The sequence below is a fragment of the Bradyrhizobium sp. CCBAU 51753 genome (genome assembly GCF_015291565.1).
Classification (GTDB): domain Bacteria; phylum Pseudomonadota; class Alphaproteobacteria; order Rhizobiales; family Xanthobacteraceae; genus Bradyrhizobium; species Bradyrhizobium ivorense.
This window is the reverse complement of sequence record NZ_CP030037.1, coordinates 3,290,616-3,309,032: the sequence shown is the minus strand read 5'-3', so window position 1 is coordinate 3,309,032 and position 18,417 is coordinate 3,290,616. Positions and strand designations below refer to the sequence as shown.

At 65.6% G+C, this 18,417-nt stretch carries 16 protein-coding genes; 9 read left to right on the top strand and 7 right to left on the bottom strand.

Going from position 1 to position 18,417, the window contains the following annotated elements; translation table 11 throughout:
- Nucleotide 1: 1 nt before the first annotated feature.
- The gene (locus XH93_RS14720; protein WP_194474078.1) at nt 2–1,276 is read right to left on the bottom strand and encodes an acyl-CoA dehydrogenase family protein; all 1,275 of its coding nucleotides are present in this window, start codon (nt 1,274–1,276) and stop codon (nt 2–4) included.
- A 220-nt stretch (nt 1,277–1,496) separates the two neighbouring features.
- On the opposite strand from XH93_RS14720, the gene XH93_RS14715 reads away from it, so the two are divergent.
- The gene (locus XH93_RS14715) at nt 1,497–2,276 is read left to right on the top strand and encodes an enoyl-CoA hydratase-related protein (RefSeq protein WP_194474077.1); all 780 of its coding nucleotides are present in this window, start codon (nt 1,497–1,499) and stop codon (nt 2,274–2,276) included.
- A 170-nt stretch (nt 2,277–2,446) separates the two neighbouring features.
- On the opposite strand, the gene XH93_RS14710 is transcribed toward XH93_RS14715, so the two are convergent.
- From XH93_RS14710 to XH93_RS14700, 3 genes are read right to left on the bottom strand one after another with little or no spacing between them, the layout of a single operon-like run.
- Nucleotides 2,447–2,818 carry a DUF6285 domain-containing protein gene (locus tag XH93_RS14710; protein ID WP_194474076.1) on the bottom strand — a complete coding sequence of 124 codons (372 nt, stop codon included), beginning with the start codon at nt 2,816–2,818 and terminating at the stop codon, nt 2,447–2,449.
- Between the two features lie 2 nt (nt 2,819–2,820).
- Nucleotides 2,821–3,807 carry a phosphotransferase family protein gene (locus XH93_RS14705; protein ID WP_194474075.1) on the bottom strand — a complete coding sequence of 329 codons (987 nt, stop codon included), beginning with the start codon at nt 3,805–3,807 and terminating at the stop codon, nt 2,821–2,823.
- Entirely contained in the window at nt 3,804–4,598 is a 795-nt protein-coding gene (locus tag XH93_RS14700; protein ID WP_194474074.1) for an enoyl-CoA hydratase/isomerase, read from the bottom strand. The genes XH93_RS14705 and XH93_RS14700 overlap by 4 nt, the downstream gene beginning before the upstream one ends.
- A gap of 152 nt (nt 4,599–4,750) precedes the next feature.
- Between XH93_RS14700 and XH93_RS14695 the strand changes: the two genes are divergently transcribed.
- The 6 genes from XH93_RS14695 (at nt 4,751) to XH93_RS14670 (ending at nt 9,313) form a co-directional block, all read left to right on the top strand.
- The gene (locus XH93_RS14695; RefSeq protein ID WP_194474073.1) at nt 4,751–5,533 is read left to right on the top strand and encodes an SDR family NAD(P)-dependent oxidoreductase; all 783 of its coding nucleotides are present in this window, start codon (nt 4,751–4,753) and stop codon (nt 5,531–5,533) included.
- 311 nt (nt 5,534–5,844) lie between these two features.
- Nucleotides 5,845–6,222: a VOC family protein gene (locus tag XH93_RS14690; RefSeq protein WP_139482015.1), complete on the top strand. Its 378-nt coding sequence runs from the start codon at nt 5,845–5,847 to the stop codon at nt 6,220–6,222.
- A gap of 174 nt (nt 6,223–6,396) precedes the next feature.
- Nucleotides 6,397–7,671 carry an acyl-CoA dehydrogenase family protein gene (locus XH93_RS14685; RefSeq protein ID WP_194474072.1) on the top strand — a complete coding sequence of 425 codons (1,275 nt, stop codon included), beginning with the start codon at nt 6,397–6,399 and terminating at the stop codon, nt 7,669–7,671.
- Nucleotides 7,672–7,864: 193 nt separating this feature from the next.
- Complete coding sequence (locus tag XH93_RS14680; protein ID WP_194474071.1) at nt 7,865–8,482, top strand: flavin reductase family protein; 618 nt, start codon at nt 7,865–7,867, stop codon at nt 8,480–8,482.
- Nucleotides 8,483–8,521: 39 nt separating this feature from the next.
- Nucleotides 8,522–9,013: a GDSL-type esterase/lipase family protein gene (locus XH93_RS14675; protein ID WP_139482018.1), complete on the top strand. Its 492-nt coding sequence runs from the start codon at nt 8,522–8,524 to the stop codon at nt 9,011–9,013.
- A 24-nt stretch (nt 9,014–9,037) separates the two neighbouring features.
- Nucleotides 9,038–9,313, top strand: coding sequence for a GNAT family N-acetyltransferase (locus tag XH93_RS14670; protein WP_194474070.1), 276 nt, complete (start codon nt 9,038–9,040; stop codon nt 9,311–9,313).
- Between the two features lie 117 nt (nt 9,314–9,430).
- On the opposite strand, the gene yghU is transcribed toward XH93_RS14670, so the two are convergent.
- Nucleotides 9,431–10,309 (bottom strand): glutathione-dependent disulfide-bond oxidoreductase, encoded by an 879-nt coding sequence (gene yghU, locus XH93_RS14665; RefSeq protein WP_194474069.1) that lies wholly within the window; start codon nt 10,307–10,309, stop codon nt 9,431–9,433.
- 268 nt (nt 10,310–10,577) lie between these two features.
- Here yghU and XH93_RS14660 point away from each other — a divergent pair, with 268 nt between their 5' ends.
- The gene (locus XH93_RS14660) at nt 10,578–11,711 is read left to right on the top strand and encodes a nitronate monooxygenase (RefSeq protein WP_194474068.1); all 1,134 of its coding nucleotides are present in this window, start codon (nt 10,578–10,580) and stop codon (nt 11,709–11,711) included.
- Between the two features lie 136 nt (nt 11,712–11,847).
- Complete coding sequence (locus tag XH93_RS14655) at nt 11,848–13,359, top strand: acetyl-CoA acetyltransferase (RefSeq protein WP_194474067.1); 1,512 nt, start codon at nt 11,848–11,850, stop codon at nt 13,357–13,359.
- Between the two features lie 535 nt (nt 13,360–13,894).
- Here the strand turns inward: XH93_RS14655 and XH93_RS14650 are convergent.
- Together XH93_RS14650 and XH93_RS14645 are read right to left on the bottom strand one after the other, a co-directional pair.
- Nucleotides 13,895–15,097, bottom strand: coding sequence for an efflux RND transporter periplasmic adaptor subunit (locus XH93_RS14650; RefSeq protein ID WP_194474066.1), 1,203 nt, complete (start codon nt 15,095–15,097; stop codon nt 13,895–13,897).
- Nucleotides 15,084–18,263 (bottom strand): efflux RND transporter permease subunit, encoded by a 3,180-nt coding sequence (locus XH93_RS14645; RefSeq protein ID WP_194474065.1) that lies wholly within the window; start codon nt 18,261–18,263, stop codon nt 15,084–15,086. Before XH93_RS14645 ends, XH93_RS14650 begins: the two co-directional genes overlap by 14 nt.
- Between the last annotated feature and the right edge of the window lie 154 nt (nt 18,264–18,417).

Sequence of the window (18,417 nt, the reverse complement as noted above, 5' to 3'; positions counted from 1 at the left end):
CTTAGTGCTTCCCCGCTCCCATGTAGCCGAACAGGAAGCCCGCGACCTTGCGCTTCTGGATCTCCTCGCTGCCCTCGGTGATGCGATAGCGGCGGTGGTGGCGATAGATGTGCTCGAACGGCTTGTGTCGGGAATAGCCCATGCCACCATGTACCTGCATGGCTCGATCGGCGGCCTCGCAGCACAGCCGGTTTGCCCAGAAGTTGCACATCGAGACCCGGTCCGACAGCGTGTGCTCGACCTGCGCCTGGGTCAGCTGGTCCATCTCCCAGGCGGTCTTGCGGATCAAGAGGCGGAGCATCTCGGCCTGGGTCGCAAGCTCGACCAGCGGCCACTGGATTGCCTGGTTCTCGGCCAGCGCCTTGCCGAACGGCTTTCGCTCGCGCGCGTATTTCACGCTCTCGTTGATGCAATAGACCGCGGCGCCCAGCGAGCTCGCGGCCTGGCGGATGCGGTTCTCGTGCACAAAGCATTGCGCCAGCGACAGGCCGCGGCCGACCTCGCCGAACAGCGCATCCTCCGGCACGAACACGTCGGTGAAGCTGACGCGCGGATGATCGGTCGGCATGTTGAAGGTCCACATATACTGCTCGACCTTCACGCCTGGCGATTTCGCCGGCACCAGGAAGCAGGTGATGCCGCGGGCGTCGCCGTCGTTGCCCGAGGTGCGGGCGAACAGCGCGCAGTGGGTGGCGACATGCATCCCGGTCGTCCACATCTTCTCGCCGTTGATGACCCAGCCCTTGACGTTGTCGCGCGTCGCCGGTGCCGCTCTGGTCTCCATGTGGGTGGCATCGGAGCCGTGCTCGGGCTCTGTCAGCCCGAAGGTGATGCGGTACTTGCCGGTGATGGAACCATCGATCATCGCCTTCTGCTGGTCGGTTCCGTAGCGATCGAGCATGGTCACGATCGGCAGGTTGCCGACGATCGAGTGCTCGTTCTGCAGATCGTTGTGCAGGCCGAGACCTTTTGAGGCAAAATGCTCGCGGATCACCGCCATCCAGAGATTGGAGCCGTCCTTGCCGCCATAGCGCTTCGGGATCGCGAAGCGCAGATGGCCGGCGGCATCGGCAAGGTTTTTCGCCTTGCGCAGCAGCGCCTCCCACTCGTGACGCGGCAGGCCGCCATTGTCGAAATCGGTGCGCGCCCATTCGCGGCGGTGATCGAAGAAGCGGATGTTGTCGTCGGCTTCTTCGAGCGGCTTGATCTCGCGTTCGATGAAGCGGTCAAGCTCGGCGAGATAAGCTGTGAGGTCAGCCGGCAGGTTGAAATCCAAGGCGGTCTCTCCCGAAGAATTCGTTGATTCCGGTTTTGCGTTTAGGCGCTATCGCGCGCACGCGTTCGGGTCGATTAAGGTGAGAAGCGGCAGGCCAAGTCAAGCTGGCCGATGCCGCCGGCGCGCGCGGACGCCTTGCGGAATTGGATGGCACGGCACCGCGCAGTGGCGCTAAGATAGTGGCCATATTCTTCGCCGCAGAAAATCCACGGGAGCAAACATGGATCTGAAATTCTCCACGGTGACGCGCGAGGGTCCCATCACCATCGTGACGCTGTCGCGGCCGGAGGTTTACAACGCGCTGCACATCGACGCGCATTTCGAGCTCAACAAGGTGTTCGACGAATTCTCCGCCGATCCCGAGCAGTGGGTGGCGATCGTCACCGGCGCCGGCGACAAGGCATTCTGCGCCGGCAACGATCTGAAGTGGCAGGCCGCGGGCGGCAAGCGCGGCTGGGACAAGGGCGGTTTCGGCGGTCTCACCACCCGCTTCGACTGCGACAAGCCGATCATCGCCGCCGTCAACGGCGTCGCGATGGGCGGCGGGTTCGAGATCGCGCTGGCCTGCGACCTGATCATCGCCTCCGAGAACGCGACCTTCGCTCTGCCCGAGCCGCGCGTCGGCCTCGCCGCGCTTGCCGGCGGCCTGCAGCGGCTGCCGCGGCAGATCGGGCTGAAGCGCGCCATGGGCATGATCCTCACCGCGCGCCATGTCAGCGCCAAGGAGGGTTTTGAGCTCGGCTTCGTCAACGAGGTGGTGCCGCAGGGCGAGGCGCTCGCCGCCGCCGAGCGCTGGGCCGAGACCATCGCCAAGAACTCGCCGATGTCGATCCGCGCCTCCAAGCAGGCGATCCAGAAGGGCCTCGAAGTCTCGCTGGAGCAGGCGATGACCGAGCAGCGCGAATATCCGGCGGTGAAGGCGATGGCCGCCTCGCAGGATTACATCGAGGGGCCGAAGGCGTTTGCGGAGAAACGGCCGCCGAAGTGGCTGGGGCGTTGACGCGTTTACCGCGTCATTTCGGGGCGCGAAGCGAACCCGGAATCTCGAGATTCCGGGTCTGGTGCTTGCGCACCATCCCGGAATGACGATGCGTAGGATGGGTAGAGCGCAGCGAAACCCGTCGGCTCTTGCGCCAGTGTCGCGATGGGTTTCGCTGCGCTCTACCCATCCTACGTTCCTGACTCCCTCTTGTAGGACGCGTAGTTCGGCTGATCGACGGCGAGCTTGTCCAGCGTGGTCTGCCAGAGATGCTCCGGCAGGCCCGGCGTGGTCAGATCCACCGCGCCGCTTGCGATCTTCTCCGACAGCGTGCGGTTCAGCTCCATCAGTGTCCCGTCCGCGCCGAGCAACTGCTTGAGCCGCGCGACCTCGGCCGCATCGCTGCTCTCGGCCAGCGCGAGCTGCCGCGTCACCAGATCGAGCGCGTTGATGCCGACGCGCAGCTTGAAGGCATTGTGACCCTTGATGACGGGCGTGATCTCGCTGCGCAGGAAGTCGGCGACAGCCTTGATCAGTTCGGTGGTGGTCGGTTCGTCCTGCATGGTCATTTTCCTCGCGGAGCCAGCAACCGCAACAAATCGATCTCGGTCTCCGACGCGCGCCGTCCGATCATCGCGCGCTCCATCGAGTGGTCGGGGCCGCTGCGGAAACGCTGCATCATGCCGCAGCACATCACGCCCCAGCGCAAGGTGCCCATCACCTCCCAGAACATCACGCGCTCGGGATCGGCCTTGCGGCCGGCTTCTTCATAGCCCGCGAACAGCTCCTCGCGCGTGCCGAAGCCGCCGACCGGCTTGTCGATCTCGCCGAAGCGCCAGGAGTTGACGCAGATCCACCCCAAGTCCTCCATCGGGTCGCCGAAATGGGCGAGCTCCCAGTCGAGCACCGCGCGCACGCCGTCGGGACCGATGATCAGGTTGCCGTGGCGGAAATCGCCATGCACCAGCGTCACCTCGGACGACGGCCCGGGATCGTGATCGCGCAGCCAGCGCAGCGCCAGCTCGAACACCGGCCGCGGCCAGTTGAAGCTGCGATACTCGCGTTCGAGATCCTCGATCTCCTTGGTCGCCGTCATGCTGCGCAGCTTCGGCAGCTTGGCCTGCGGCAGGCCATGAATGCCGGCGATGACGCGGCCGAGCTGGCGGGCGAGCAGCGGCCGCGCACTGGCAAATTCCTCGTCGCGCAAAATCTTGCGCGCGATGGTTTCGCCCTCGACCCGCGCCATGATGAAGCCGCGGCCGAGGCCGTCCTCCGGCCTCAAGACATGCATCACCTTCGGCGACGGCAGGCCGGCGTCATGCGCGAGCTGCATCAGCGTGGCCTCGGCATCGAGGCCAGCGGCGCGGCCCGGTGCGGCGCCATAGCCCGGCGGCGCGCGGCGCAGGATCGCGCCGACGTTGCCGCCGGGATGGACGATGTCGAACGTCCAGGTCTCCTGGCTGGCGCCGCCGGACAGTTTTGCGGCGCCGGTGACGCCGGTCGCGCCGGGATAAACCGACGCAACGCAGCGTCCGAGTTCGGCCTCGATCATTTGCCCCGAAACTTCGCCGGACGCTTCTCGAGGAACGCGCCGACGCCTTCCTTGAAATCCTCGGTGCTACCAGCGATGCGCTGCGACTCGAATTCGAGGTTGAGCTGCTCCTCAAAGCTGTTTTCCGGGCTGTCCCAATACATCTTGCGGATCAGCGACAGCGCGACCGTTGGCCCGCTGGCGAGGTCTTGCGCAAGCTTCATCGCCTCCTCCATCAGCACGCCGTCGTCGTAGACGCGGTTGACGAGGCCCCATTCCAGCGCCTTCTCGGCCGGCAGCTTTTCGCCAAGCAGCGACAGCTCGACCGAGCGCGCCTTGCCGATCAGCCGCGGCAGCAGCCAGGTCGAGCCGCAATCCGGCACCAGGCCGATGCGGCGGAACGCCTGCAGGAAATAGGACGAGCGCGCGCACAGGATCATGTCGCCCATCAAGGCAAAGCTCATCCCGGCGCCGGCGGCCGGGCCGTTCACCGCTGTCACGATCGGGCAATGCAGCCGGCGCAGGCGGCGCAGGAACGGGTGGAAGCCGATCTCGAGCGAGGCGCCGGCGTTGCTCTTGCCGGGCTTCGCTTGCGCGTTGCGGCCCTGCAGATTGGCGCCGGTGCAGAAGGCACGGCCGGCGCCGGTGATGACGAGACAGCGCACCTCGTCGCGCTTGTCCTCGATCGCATCCAGCGCCTCGGCGAGCCCGCCCAGCATGTCCATCGAAACCGCGTTCATGACTTCCTGATGGTCGAGCTTGAGGATCGCGACCGATCCGTCGAAGTCGAGCGTGACGTGCTTGAACTGCATGGTTTCCTCTCATCTGTTGCGGCGGGCGGATCCCGCGGCCGGTCGATTGCTGCCTCGACCATATTTGATTTTTGCGCCGCGCTTGTCCATGCTTGGTCCAAGCCCGTCCTCGGATGCGTGATTAACGCGCGCCAAAGCAAATGGAAACCCCAATGAGTGGCATCTTCGATCTTACCGGCCGCGTCGCCGTCATCACCGGCGGCAATGGCGGCATCGGCCTCGGCATCGCGCAGGCACTCAACGCCGCCGGCTGCAACGTCTCGATCTGGGGCCGCAACGCGGAAAAGAACGCGAACGCCGCGGCCTCGATGGCGGCCGGCCCCGGCAAGGTCGCCACCGAATTCTGCGACGTCAGCGACCCCGGCTCGGTCAAGACCGCGATGAAGGCGACGCTGGAGAAATTCGGCCGGGTCGACGGCTGCTTCGCCAATGCCGGCATCGGCGGCGGCGGACGGCGTGCCTTCATCGACCGCACCGAAGAAGAGTGGCGACGGATGTTCGCGACCAATCTCGATGGCGTCTTCCACGTCTTCCAGGTCGCGGCGCGGCACATGACCGAGCGCTCGGAGGCCGGCGACAGATTCGGCCGGCTGGTTGCGACATCGAGTCTCGCTTCGCTGTTCGGCACCGCGCGCAACGAGCACTATGCCGGCACCAAGGCAGCGCTGAACGCGCTATGCCGCGCGCTCGCCGTCGAGCTCGCCCGCCACGGCGTCACCGCGAACGCGATCCTGCCCGGCTGGATCAAGAGCGACATGACCGCCGGCATCATGGCCAACGACAAGTTCGTCGCCAACGTGATGCCGCGCATCCCGGTGCGCCGCTTCGGCGAGCCAAGCGATTTCGGCGGCATCGCGGTGTACCTCATGAGCAAGGCGTCGTCGTATCATACGGCGGACTGCTTCGTGATCGACGGCGGGTATACGGCGTTTTAGGCCCGGCTCTCTCACAACCGTCGTCCCTGCGAAAGCACGGACGACACTGAGCTTGTTGCACCGCTGTTCGTCCCGTCATCCTGAGGTGGCCGCTTCTTCAGCGGCCCTCGAAGGATCGACGGCCACCAGCCGGGCCGATTCATCCTTCGAGGCTCGCCGAAGAGGCTCGCACCTCCAGCGACAAAGGCAAAGCCTTTGCGCGGGGATGACGGTACGGGGGCAATGACCATCGAAAACCACGTCGCTTCCGTCACGGCAAGACTGCTGCTACCGTTTGCGCGATACTCAAATAATCAGGGAGGATTTTTCAGATGTTTTCGCACGTGATGGTTGGCACCAACGACCTGGACAGGGCCAAGGCGTTTTACGATGCGCTGCTGGCCACGCTCAATGTCCGGCCGGCCCGGGTCGACGGTCACCGGATCATGTACCTCACCAAGACCGGCATTTTCATGGTGTCCAAGCCGATCAACGGCGAACCGGCAACGCACGCCAATGGCGGCACCATCGGCTTCGCCTGCTCGTCGCCCGAGCAGGTCGAGGCTTGGCACGCGGCCGGCGTCGCCAATGGCGGTAAGTCCTGCGAGGACCCGCCGGGCGTGCGAGAAGGCAACGGCATCAAGCTCTATCTCGCCTACCTGCGCGATCTCGACGGCAACAAGATCTGCGCGATGCACCGGCTGCCCTGACGGGCGTCGCGCTCGATTGCGTGCCATGACCGGCGGCGTTCAAACAACGTTTGAAACGCCGTCGCGAAATTCCGCGATGCGGTAGAGATCGTTCGAAAATCGGTGCTCGCGCTTGCCATCGCCCGCGTCTATTGTCCGCGGCGAAACGCGCCTTTGCCGATGGGAGAAACGAAAATGAAGCATGCCTATGTGCCGCGCACGACCAACTACACGCTCAACCCGGGCGACGAGCTCAACGACCTCAGGATGTCGGACCAGGTCCGCCCGCTCTACGATCACGTCAAGCAGTTCATCCGCGAGGTGGTCGAGCCGATGTCGGTCGAGTTCTATCGCGCCGGCGAGAAGAAGACCGACCGCTGGAGCTTCACCCAAGAGCAGCTCGCGATCCTGCAGAAGGCCAAGGACAAGGCCAAGGAAGTCGGCCTCTGGAACTTCTTCCTGCCCGACGCTGAGACCGGCGAAGGCCTGAACAACCTCGACTACGCCTACATCGCCGCCGAGCTCGGCAAGAGCCCGCTGGCGTCCGAGACCATGAACTGCTCGGCGCCCGATACCGGCAACATGGAGGTGCTGGAGCGCGTCGGCACCAAGGAGCAGAAGGAGAAGTGGCTGAAGCCGCTGCTCAACGGCGAAATCCGCTCGGCGTATGCGATGACCGAGCCGAACATCGCCTCCTCCGACGCCAAGAACATCTCGACCACCGCCAAGCTGGTCGGCGACGAATGGGTGATCAACGGCGAGAAGTACTACATCTCCGGCGCCGGCGATCCGCGCTGCAAGATCATGATCGTGATGGTGAAGACCAATCCCGACGCGCCGCCGTCCAAGCAGCAGTCGCAGATCCTGGTGCCGACCGACAATCCCGGCGTGGAGATTCTCGGCCCGATGCAGGTGTTCGGCCACGATCACGCGCCGCGCGGCCACATGCATCTGCGCTTCAACAATTGCCGGGTGCCGAAGGAGAACATGCTGCTCGGCGAAGGCCGCGGCTTCGAGATCTCGCAGGTCCGTCTCGGCCCGGGCCGCATCCATCACTGCATGCGCACCATCGGCAAGGCCGAGAAGGCGCTCGACCTGATGGTGCAGCGTGGCCTGACTCGCGAGGCGTTCGGCAAGAAGATCGCCCATCTCGGCGGCAACACCCAGATCATCGCGCAGGCGCGCTGCGAGATCGAGTCGATGCGGCTGATGGTGCTGAAGGCGGCCAAGGCGATGGACGTGCTCGGCAACAAGGAGGCCCGCGTCTGGGTCTCGATGGTCAAGGCGATGATCCCCGAGCGCGCCTGCAAGGTGATCGACCAGGCGATCCAGATGCACGGCGCCACCGGCATCTCGCAATGGACCCCGCTCGCCGAAATGTACCAGGACGTCCGTCACCTCCGCTTCGCCGACGGTCCGGACGAGGTGCACTGGATGGTGGTCGGCCGGCACGAGCTGAGCATGCCGTAATCTTCTCCTTCTCCCCGCAGTATCTCCTCCCCCTCTCCCCGCCCTTCGCGGGGAGAGGGTTGGGGTGAGGGGCTGCTTCGGCAAAGACGGTGAGAGACGGACTCGCGGAAGCTCCCCCTCACCCGGAATTCAAGCTAGGCTTGAATTCCGACCTCTCCCCGCAAGCGGGGCGAGGTAAGCAAGAGAGTCCCCCATGGAATACGCCCCCGAAAATCTCAGTCAGCGCGAACGCTACAAGGTGCTGACCTCGTTCGTGCTGCCGCGGCCGATTGCCTGGGTGACGAGCCTCGGCGAAGGCGGCGTGGTCAATGCGGCGCCGTTCTCGTTCTTCAATGCGATGTGCGAGGACCCGCCGCTCTGCGTGTTCGCGGTGAACCGGCGGCCGGACCACCGAGAAAAGGACACGCTGGTCAACATCCGACGCACCGGCGAGTTCGTGGTCAACCTCACCGACGAGCCCTTGGCGCGCGCGATGCACGAGAGCAGCGGCGACTTTCCGCCCGAGATCGGCGAGCCCGACTATCTCGGGCTGAAGCTCGCGCCGTCGCGCCGGGTCGCGGTGCCCCGGCTTGCGGATGCGCCGTGGGCGATGGAGTGCAAGACCTGGAAGCTGATCGACGTCAACGGCGACCGTCAGCTGATCATGGGCGAAGGCATCCACTTCTACATCCGCGACGATCTGTGGGATCACGACGCCATGCGCGTGCACATGGAGCGCTATCATCCGATCGGGCGCATGTTCGCCGACCGCTATTGCCGCACCGACGACCGCGTGGTGTTTCCGGCAGCCGAGGGCGCCATGACGAAGTAGACGGCACGGAGCGGAGCCGCGCCGACGGGGATCACCACCATGTTGAGAATTCTCGCGCTCGTGTTCGTCGTCGCCATCTGCGGCAGTCGCGCCGCCGATGCGCAGATCGTGGCGCTCGGTGCCAGCAGTACCGCGGGCTATGGCGTCGGCGCGTCGGCGGCGTTTCCGGCGCTGCTGGAGGCAATGTTGCGGGCGCGCGGCCGTCCGATGAGCGTGAGCAATGCCGGGGTCAGCGGCGACACCACCGGCGGCATGCTCGCGCGACTGTCGAGCGTGGTGCCGGCGGGGACCAAGATCGTGATCCTGCAGATCGCCGGCAACGACGCCATGAAGGGCATGAGCGCCACGGCGGCGGCCGCCAACCGCGCCGAGATCCGCAGGCAGTTGCACGCCCGCGGCATCAGGACAATCGAGGCCGATGGCTACGTGGCCGCGGCGTTGCGCAGCGGCCTGCGCCAGGCGGACGGCATTCACATGACCGCCGAGGGCCATCGCAGGGTTGCCGAGCAGTTGGCCGCCCAGATACGCTGAGCCAAATCAGCAAGGAATGTCCGCATGACCGAGAGCTTTCACGACAACGCGCAGCAGAGCCGGTTCGAGCTCACAGTCGACGGCGCGATCGCGTTCGTCGCCTATCGCAAGACGCCGGACACGATCACGCTTGTTCATACCGAAGTGCCGCCGGAGCTCGGCGGCCGCGGCATCGGCTCAAAGCTCGCCCGCGCCACGCTGGATGCGGTGCGCGCGCAGCGCATCAAGCTCATTGTCAAATGCGAGTTCATCCAGGGTTTTATGAAGAAGCATCCGGAGTACAATGATCTGCTGACATGACTTGAGGCTACCTCCACATCAGCAGACACAGTCGGATTCGCGGAGACCCCCCTCACCCGAAATTCAGGCTGCGCCTGAATTCGACCTCTCCCCGCAAGCGGGGCGAGGTGAAGATCGCTACGTCGCTGCCGGCTCGCCGATCTTGTCCTGCGTCCTGGTGTCGAAATCGCTTGCGTCGTGGCGCTCGTGGAGCTGGCTCGACGGGTCGCCCGAAATGCGGTTGACCATGCGGCCGCGCTTCACCGCGGGCCGCGCCGCGATGGCGTTGGTCCAGCGCTGCACGTTCTTGTAGTCCTGCACCGAGAGGAATTCGCCGGCGCCGTAGACCAGGCCTTTTGCAAGCGCGCCGTACCACGGCCACACCGCCATGTCGGCGATGGTGTAGACATTGCCGGCGAGATATTCGTTGTCGGCGAGCCGGCGGTCGAGCACGTCGAGCTGGCGCTTCACCTCCATCGCATAGCGGTCGATGGCGTATTCGATCTTGGTCGGCGCGTAGGCGTAGAAATGGCCGAAGCCGCCGCCGAGGAACGGCGCGGAGCCCATCTGCCAGAACAGCCATGACAGGGTTTCCGCGCGGGTCTTGGCGTCGGTCGGCAGGAACGCGCCGAATTTTTCCGCGAGGTGGAGCATGATCGCGCCCGACTCGAACACCCGGATCGGCTCCGGCCCGCTGCGATCCATCAGCGCCGGGATCTTCGAGTTCGGATTGACCGCGACAAAGCCGCTGCCGAACTGGTTGCCGTCGATCTTGATCAGCCAGGCATCGTATTCCGCGCCCTTGTGGCCCGCGGCCAACAACTCTTCCAGCATCACCGTGACCTTGACGCCGTTCGGCGTCGCCAGCGAATAAAGCTGCAGCGGATGGCGGCCGACCGGCAGCTCCTGCTCATGGGTGGGGCCGGCGATCGGCCGGTTGATGCTGGCAAAGCGCCCGCCGCTCTCCTTGTTCCAGGTCCAGACTTTCGGCGGCTCGTAGGCAGGGGTATCGGTCACTGGGTGGCTCCCGGTTGCGGTTTCTCGAAATGGAGCGATGGCGCGCCCATCCCCCACATGTCCGCACTAGATGGTGGGCACGCTTTGCTTTGCCCACCCCCACGAAGCCCGCTTTTTTCTATGGAGCGGAATGCCAAAATGAGGCAGCGCCTGCACGCAAGATCGCAGCAGGCGAAACCCGCTTGGCTTGGCCGCGGCTGATGCGCTAGCGTCGCGCAAGCCGATGCCAAAGAAGCACAACAAGCGGCTGCCGGGAGAGATCTAGCCCATGAAGTCACCGATCTGCGACATGCTGGGAATCGAATTCCCCCTGCTCGCCTTCAGCCATTGCCGCGACGTGGTGGCGGCGGTCAGCCGCGCCGGCGGCTTTGGCGTGCTCGGCGCCACCGCGCATTCGCCCGAGACGCTGGAGCAGGAGCTGAACTGGATCGACGCGCATGTCGACGGCAAGCCGTACGGCGTCGACGTGTTGATTCCGGAAAACATCTCGACCGCGGGCGAGAAGAACGTCACCTGGAAGAGTCTCGAGGCGCGGATCTCGCCGGAGCATCGCGACTACACCCGCACGCTGCTGAAGAAGTACGACATCGAGCTGACCGCGACCAACGTCGCCGACAACCAGCCGCAGCCGTTCGACGGCGAGACCGCGCTGCAGTTGCTCGACGTCTCGTTCCGGCATCCGATCAAGCTGATCGCCAACGCGCTCGGCGTGCCGCCGAAGGCGATGATCGATCGCGGCCGTGCCCACGGCGTGCCGGTGGCGGCGCTGGTCGGCGCCAAGGAGCATGCGCTGCGCCAGGTCGCGGCCGGCATCGATATTCTCGTGGTGCAAGGCACCGAGGCCGGCGGCCATTGCGGCGAAGTGTCGACCATGGTGCTGGTGCCCGAGGTGATCAAGGCGATCAAGCCGATCCGCGACGTGCCGGTGCTGGCGGCCGGCGGCATCATGACGGGACGGCAGATGGCGGCCTGCATGGCGATGGGCGCCGCCGGGGTGTGGACCGGCTCGGTGTGGCTCGCCACCGTCGAGTCCGAAACCTCGGAGATCTTCCGCGAAAAGATGATCGCGGCGTCCTCGCGCGACGCGGTGCGCTCGAAGGGCCGCACCGGAAAGCCGGCGCGGCAGCTCCGCTCGGTGTGGACCGATGCGTGGGACCGCGCACCGGAGTCGCCCGGCGCATTGCCGATGCCGCTGCAGAGCATCATCAGCCGCGACGCCTTCAACGCGATCGACCGCGCAGCCGCCGGCGGCAACGCCAAGGCGCGCGACCTCGTCAGTTACTTCGTCGGCCAGGGCGTCGGGCTGATCGACAGCGTGAAATCTGCGACCGCCGTGGTGCAGGAATTCAAGGAAGAATTCGCCGAAGCCGTCGAGCACATGAACGCGCTGGTGGCGGAGTGACGACGCTCCCTCCCCGTCATTGCGAGCGACGCGAAGCAATCCATCTTTCCCCGCGTTGAGGCATGGATTGCTTCGCTTCGCTCGCAATGACGCCTAGACCAGGTATCGAGCCTATTTCTGAAAGTGAACAACAAGAATGTCGAACAGCATCCCCGAAGACCGCATTCCCGTGATCGTCGGCGTCGGCGAGATCGTCGATCGTCCGAAAGATATTGCCGCCGGCCTCGAGCCGCTGACCCTGCTCGCAGAGGCGCTGAAGCGCGCGGAGGCGGACAGCGGCGCAAAGCTGCTCGGCGACATTCAGTCGCTCGACGTCGTCAACTTCCTGAGCTGGCGCTACCGCGATCCCGAGAAGCAGCTGGCGCAGCGGCTCGGCATTGCGCCGACGCATCTCTATTACGGGCCGGTCGGCGGCGAGAGCCCGATCCGCTATCTGCACGAGGCGGCGCAGCGGATTGCGCGCGGCGAGTGCAGCGTCGCGGCGGTGTGCGGCGCCGAGGCGCAGTCGACCGCGACCAAGGCGCAGCGCGCCGGCGTGGAATTGCCGTGGACGCCGTTCGCGCATGACGTCGAGGAGCCGAAGCGCGGCGCCGCGTTCCAGAAGCCGATGGCGGTGACGCTCGGCGTGTTCCGGCCGATCACGGTCTATCCGCTCTACGAGTCCGCGACATCGGCCGCATGGGGCCAGACGCCGCACGAGGCGCTGAAGGAGTCGGGCGAACTGTGGTCGACCTATGCGCGGGTCGCCGCAGACAATCCCAATTCCTGGCTCAAGAAGCAATTCACGGGCGAGGAGATCACGACGGCGACGCCGGATAACCGGATGATCGCCTGGCCCTACACAAAGCTGATGGTGGCGAACCCGACGGTGAACATGGGCGGCGCGCTGATCCTGACCAGCCTCGCCAAGGCGCGCGCCGCCGGCGTGCCGGAGGACAAGCTGATCTACCCGCTCGGCGGCGCCTCGGCGGAAGAGCCGCGCGACTATCTGATCCGCGACCAGTTCGTCGAGAGCCACGCGCAGACCGCGGTGCTGAAGGCGGTGATGGATCTCGTCGAGGGCGACGGCAAAAAGTTCGACGCGATCGAGCTCTATAGCTGCTTCCCCTGCGTGCCGAAGATGGCGCGGCGGACGCTGGGCTTAGGGGCCGACGTGCAGCCGACCGTGACCGGCGGCCTCACCTTCTTCGGCGCCCCGCTCAACACCTACATGACGCATGCGGCTTGCGCGATGGTGCGCAAGCTGCGCGATGGCGGCACGCTCGGCCTGCTCTACGGCCAGGGCGGTTTTGTCACCAAGCACCATGGCCTGGTGCTGTCGCGGGCAGCGCCGAAGGCGGAGCTGAAGCAGCAGACCAGCGTGCAGGCCGAGGCGGATCGCAACCGAGGCAATGTGCCTGACTTCACCACCGAGGCGACCGGCAAGGGCAAGGTCGAGGCCTTCACGGTGATCTATCGCGGCAATGGCGAGGTCGAGCACGGCGTCACCATGCTGCGGACGGAAGATGGCAGGCGCACACTCGGCCGCATTCCCGCAAGCGACACGGCGACACTGGCATATCTGCAGAATTTAGACCGCACGCCGGTGGGTTCGCTGGGCGACATCGTCACCGCTGCCGACGGCATGCTGGAGTGGCGGGTGCGCTGACCTCCTTCTCCCCGCTTGCGGGGAGAAGGTCGGGATGAGGGGGAGTCTCCGCGAGTTCGGTGGCAGACGTGTTGCGGAGACTCCCCCTCACCCGGATCGCATCTGCGATGCGATCCGACCTCTCCCCGCAAGCGGGGCGAGGTGAAGCGAGCGCGTAGCCCGGATGGAGCGCAGCGCAATCCGGGAAACAGCATCGCCAGCGGAAGGATTGCCCCGATTTCGCTTCGCTTCATCCGGGCTACTTTTCTGCCGTCGCAGGGGGCGTCCTACCCAATCAGCGAAAACAACCCCATGCAAAGTAGCCGGCGGGTGCCGGCGCTCGACCTGGCACTTGACACGTCGGGCAACTCACCGGTATTCTTCCAATATTCCGAAATGTTGCAGACGCGCCCTCACCCCGCAAGCGGGGCGAGCTGAAGCGAGCACGTAGCCCGGATGGAGCGCAGCGCAATCCGGGGAACAGCATCGCCGGGGGACGCACCGGCCCCGGATTTCGCTTCGCTTCATCCGGGCTACGGGAGCAGCGTCCGCGCCCCTAACCCTTCACGTCCTGCTTTTCGGAGGCCGTGGTCGGCTTGCCCTTGGCACCGGCGCCGGTGACGCGGACCTGGTCGCCGTCGGAAAGGCCGTCCGGCGGGGCGGAGATGACGCGGTCGTCGGGCGAAATGCCGGAGGCGAGTTCGATCTCCTTGCCGAGATCGCGGCCGATCTTCACGGTCTTGAACAGCACCTTGTCGTCGGGGCCGACGGTCGCGACCCGCAGGCCGTTGCTGTTGAAGATCAGCGCGCTGGCGGGAATGCTCAGCGGCGTCGAGTCGCGCTGCAGGTTGAGCTTCACGCTGGCATAGCTGCCCGGCATCAGTTCGCCGGAGGAATTGTCGAGCCCGAGTTGCATCCGCGTGGTGCCGGAGGAGACGTCGACCGCCTGCGATGACGCTTCGACCGTCGCCTGGAAGGTGCGGTTGGGATATTCCGGCATCGCCAGCGTCGCCTTGGCGCCGATCTTGATCGCCGGCACGTAGTTCTGCGGCACGTTGACGTAGACGCGCAGCTTGGTGATGTCAGAGATCGTGAACATCGCCGGGCCCGAGCCGCCGCCGGCATTGATCAGCGCGCCGACGTCGGTGTCGCGCGAGGTCACCACGCCGTCGAACGGCGCCGTGATCTTCTTGTAGCCGGCGAGCGCTTCCAACCGTTCGACATTGGCCTGGCCGGCCTTCACCGCGCCGTTCTTGTTGGAGAGATCGGCGGTGCGCTCGTCGATCTCCTGGGCGGAGACGAAGTTCGAGGCCACCAGCGTCTTGCGCCGGTTCAGCGTCGCTTCGGAGAGTTTAGCGCTGGCCTGGGCGCTGGCGAGATCGGCGCGCGCCTGCAGCAATTGCTGGTCGAGGTCGGGAGCTTCGATCTCGGCGATCACCTGGCCGGCCTTGACGCGGGCGCCGATGTCGGCGTCCCAGGTCTTCAGGTAACCGGACACCCGGGCGAAGATCGGCGCACGGTAATAGGCCTCGAGCCGGCCCGGCAGGTCGATGGTCGGGCTGAGTGCCCGAGCGTTCGGCAGCGCCACGGCCACGGTCGGAATGGCCTGGTCGTCGGTCCATTGCTTCAGCTTGCCGCCCTGCTCCTCGCGAGCGCGGATCCCGGTGCCGACGATCAGGCCCGCGCCGACCAGCGCAACCACGCCGAAGATGCCCAGTTTCCGGCGGGAAACCGACGGGCGCTGTTCAGTGGGCGGCATGCGGGATCTCCGATGAGGCGGCGGCTTTGGCGCCTTCCTTCTTGTGTACCATACTGAATACCACGGGAACAAACATCAGGGTCGCGAAGGTCGCGAAGATCAGGCCGCCGATCACGGCGCGGCCCAGCGGCGCGTTCTGCTCGCCGCCTTCGCCGAGCCCGAGCGCCATCGGCGCCATGCCGATGATCATGGCGAGCGCGGTCATCAGCACCGGGCGGAAGCGGACGAAACCGGCCTCCAGCGCCGCTGCGACGGGATCGCCGAGCTCCTCATAGCGCTCGCGGGCGAAGCTGATCACCAGCACGCTGTTCGCGGTCGCAACACCCATGCACATGATGGCGCCGGTCAGCGCCGGCACCGACAGCGTGGTCTCGGTGGTGAACAGCATCCAGACGATGCCGGCGAGCGCGGCCGGCAGCGCGGTGATGATCACGAACGGATCGGACCAGGATTGGAAGTTCACCACGATCAGGAAGTAGATCAGCACCACGGCGCCGAGCAGGCCGAACAGCAGGCCGGTGAAGGCCGAGTTCATGGTCTGCACCTGGCCGAGCAGCACCACGGAGGAGCCCTTCGGCACCTCCTTGGCGGTGTCGGCGATCAGCTTGCGGACGTCGGTGGCGACGCCGCCGAGATCGCGGCCCTGCGTCGTCGCATAGATCTGCACCAGCGACTGGATGTCGTATTGCGACACCACCGCGCTCGAGGTCGCGCGCTTGATGTCGGCGATGCCGCCGAGGATCGGCGCCTGGGTGTTGCCGGTCGCGGTGATCGGCAGGGTCTGCAGCGCGCTCAAGGAGTCGATCTGGTACTGCGGCGTCTGCATCACGATCGAGTAGGACACGCCGTTGTCGGGGTTGAGGTAGTAGGTCGGCGCCACCTGCGAGGAGCCGGCGAGGTTGACCACCAGCGAGTTGGTGACGTCGCGCTCGGTCAGGCCGACATATTGCGCGCGGGTGCGGTCGACATCGATATTGAAGGTCGGATTGTTCGGCGACTGCTGGATCCGCGCATCGGCGATGCCGGGGATGCGCTTGATCTGCGCCAGCAGCTTGTTGGCATAGGCGAAGTTAGCCTCGAGATTGGCGCCGCGGATCTGCAGGTCGATCGGCGCCGGCGCGCCGAAATTGAGAATCTGGCTGACGATGTCGGCCGGCAGGAACGAGAAGCTGGTGCCCGGGAACAGCCGCGGCAGCTGCTCACGCAGCGTGCGGACATGCTCCTCGGTCGGCTTGTGATCCTCCTTGAGGCGGATCTGGATGTCGCCGTCCTGCGGGCCGATCACACCGGTGTTGTTGTAGGTCATGTTGATGCCGGAGATCGGCATGCCGATGTTGTCGGTCATGGTCTCGATCTCGCCGGGGATCAGCTTGCGGATCGCCTTCTGGACGTCGGCGAGCTGGTTGGCGGTCTCCTCGACGCGGGTGCCGACCTGGGTGCGGACATGCAGCAGGATGTTGCCGGCATCGACCGCGGGGAAGAAGTTGCGCCCGAGGAACGGCACCAAAAGGAACGACGCGGCGACGATCACAAGGAAGCTGGTCACGAATGTCGGGCGGTGGCCGAGCGCCAGCGCCAGCAGATTGCGGTAGCCGCCGCGGATGTGCTCGAAGCGCGCCTCGAAGCCGCGCTGGAACCAGACCAGGGGATTGCGCGACTTCGGCGGCTCGCCCTCGTGATGCACATGCGCCTGCAGCAGATAGTTCGCCATGGTCGGCACCAGCGTGCGCGACAGGATGAACGACCAGATCATCGCGAACATCACGGCTTCGGCCATCGGCACGAACAGGAAGCGCGCGACGCCGGTGAGGAAGAACATCGGCACGAACACGATGCAGATGCAGAGCAGCGAGACGAACGCCGGCGTCACGATCTGGTTGGCGCCGTCGAGGATCGACTGCTCGACCGGTTTGCCCTGCTCGAGGTGGTAGTTGATGTTCTCGATCGTCACCGTGGCGTCGTCGACCAGGATGCCGACCGCGAGCGCCAGGCCGCCGAGCGTCATGATGTTCAGCGTCTCGCCGATCAGCGACAGCATGATGATGGCGCCGAGCACCGACAACGGGATCGACACTGCGATGATGACGGTGGAGCGCCAGCTGCCGAGGAACAGCAGGATCATCACGCTGGTGAGCAGCGCGGCGATCACGCCCTCGAAGGCGACGCCGGTGATCGCGCCGCGGACGAACAGCGACTGGTCGCCGATGAAGCCGATCTTGAGCGCGTCCGGCATCTGGTCCTTGACGTCGATCACCTTCTGCTTGATGCCGGAGATGATATCGAGCGTCGAGGTGGCGCCGGCCTTCAGCACCATCATCAGCACCGAACGGTTGCCGTCGACATGGACGATGTTGGTCTGCGGCGGGTTGCCGTCGCGCACGCTGGCGACGTCGCGCACATAGACCATCGCGCCGTTGACCTGCTTGACCGGGAGGTCACCGAGCTCCTCGAGCCGGAGCGGCGAATTGTTGAGGTTGACGGTGTATTCGAAGTTGCCGATCTTCTGGGTGCCGACCGGCGTGATCAGGTTCTGCGCGGCGAGCGCGTTGGCGACGTCCTGGCCCGACAGGCCGCGCGCCTGCAATGCGGTCGAATTGAGATCGATCTGGACCTGGCGCTGCTTGCCGCCGAACGGATAAGGGATCGCGGCGCCCGGCACCGTCACCAGCGGCGTGCGCAGCTGGTTGATGCCGATGTCGGCGAGGTTCTGCTCGGTCAAGCCCTCGCCGGACAGCGCGACCTGGATGATCGGCACCGTCGAGGCGCTGTAGTTCAGGATCAGCGGCGGCGTTGCGCCGGGCGGCATCTGCTTCAGCAGCGTCTGCGAGATCGCGGTGACCTGCGCATTGGCGGTGCGGATGTCGACATTGGGCTGGAAGAAGATCTTGATGATGCCGACGCCGTTATAGGAATTGGCGACGATGTGCTCGATGTCGTTGACCGTCGTGGTCAGCGCGCGCTGGAACGGCGTGGTGATGCGCCCGCTCATCTGGTCCGGCGGCAAGCCGGTGTACTGCCAGACCACGCCGATCACGGGGATGCGGATGTCGGGAAAGATGTCGGTCGGCGTGCGCAGCGCCGCCAGCGGTCCGATGATCAACAGGAGCAGCGCGAGCACGACGAAAGTATATGGCCGGCTCAGCGCGATACGGACCAGTGCGATCATAAAAGCGGCGTTCCCGAAATGAGCCTGCCCAGGCAGCGGAATCGGCGGCCCGAAAAGGGATTGTTCCGCTGCGCCGATTTACCCGATGCAGGGCAAAAGGCCAACCCGCGCGGCCGCGATGCGCTTTCACATCCTTGGCATAGTCCGTGAAGCT

Excerpts from the sequence above, each read along its gene's own strand:
- XH93_RS14715 (WP_194474077.1), top strand. The coding sequence starts at position 1,497 with ATGGATCTGAAATTCTCCACGGTGACGCGCGAGGGTCCCATCACCATC.
- XH93_RS14710 (WP_194474076.1), bottom strand. The coding sequence starts at position 2,818 with ATGCAGGACGAACCGACCACCACCGAACTGATCAAGGCTGTCGCCGAC.
- XH93_RS14705 (WP_194474075.1), bottom strand. The coding sequence starts at position 3,807 with ATGATCGAGGCCGAACTCGGACGCTGCGTTGCGTCGGTTTATCCCGGC.
- XH93_RS14700 (WP_194474074.1), bottom strand. The coding sequence starts at position 4,598 with ATGCAGTTCAAGCACGTCACGCTCGACTTCGACGGATCGGTCGCGATC.
- XH93_RS14695 (WP_194474073.1), top strand. The coding sequence starts at position 4,751 with ATGAGTGGCATCTTCGATCTTACCGGCCGCGTCGCCGTCATCACCGGC.
- XH93_RS14690 (WP_139482015.1), top strand. The coding sequence starts at position 5,845 with ATGTTTTCGCACGTGATGGTTGGCACCAACGACCTGGACAGGGCCAAG.
- XH93_RS14685 (WP_194474072.1), top strand. The coding sequence starts at position 6,397 with ATGAAGCATGCCTATGTGCCGCGCACGACCAACTACACGCTCAACCCG.
- XH93_RS14680 (WP_194474071.1), top strand. The coding sequence starts at position 7,865 with ATGGAATACGCCCCCGAAAATCTCAGTCAGCGCGAACGCTACAAGGTG.
- XH93_RS14675 (WP_139482018.1), top strand. The coding sequence starts at position 8,522 with ATGTTGAGAATTCTCGCGCTCGTGTTCGTCGTCGCCATCTGCGGCAGT.
- XH93_RS14670 (WP_194474070.1), top strand. The coding sequence starts at position 9,038 with ATGACCGAGAGCTTTCACGACAACGCGCAGCAGAGCCGGTTCGAGCTC.
- XH93_RS14660 (WP_194474068.1), top strand. The coding sequence starts at position 10,578 with ATGAAGTCACCGATCTGCGACATGCTGGGAATCGAATTCCCCCTGCTC.
- XH93_RS14655 (WP_194474067.1), top strand. The coding sequence starts at position 11,848 with ATGTCGAACAGCATCCCCGAAGACCGCATTCCCGTGATCGTCGGCGTC.
- XH93_RS14650 (WP_194474066.1), bottom strand. The coding sequence starts at position 15,097 with ATGCCGCCCACTGAACAGCGCCCGTCGGTTTCCCGCCGGAAACTGGGC.
- XH93_RS14645 (WP_194474065.1), bottom strand. The coding sequence starts at position 18,263 with ATGATCGCACTGGTCCGTATCGCGCTGAGCCGGCCATATACTTTCGTC.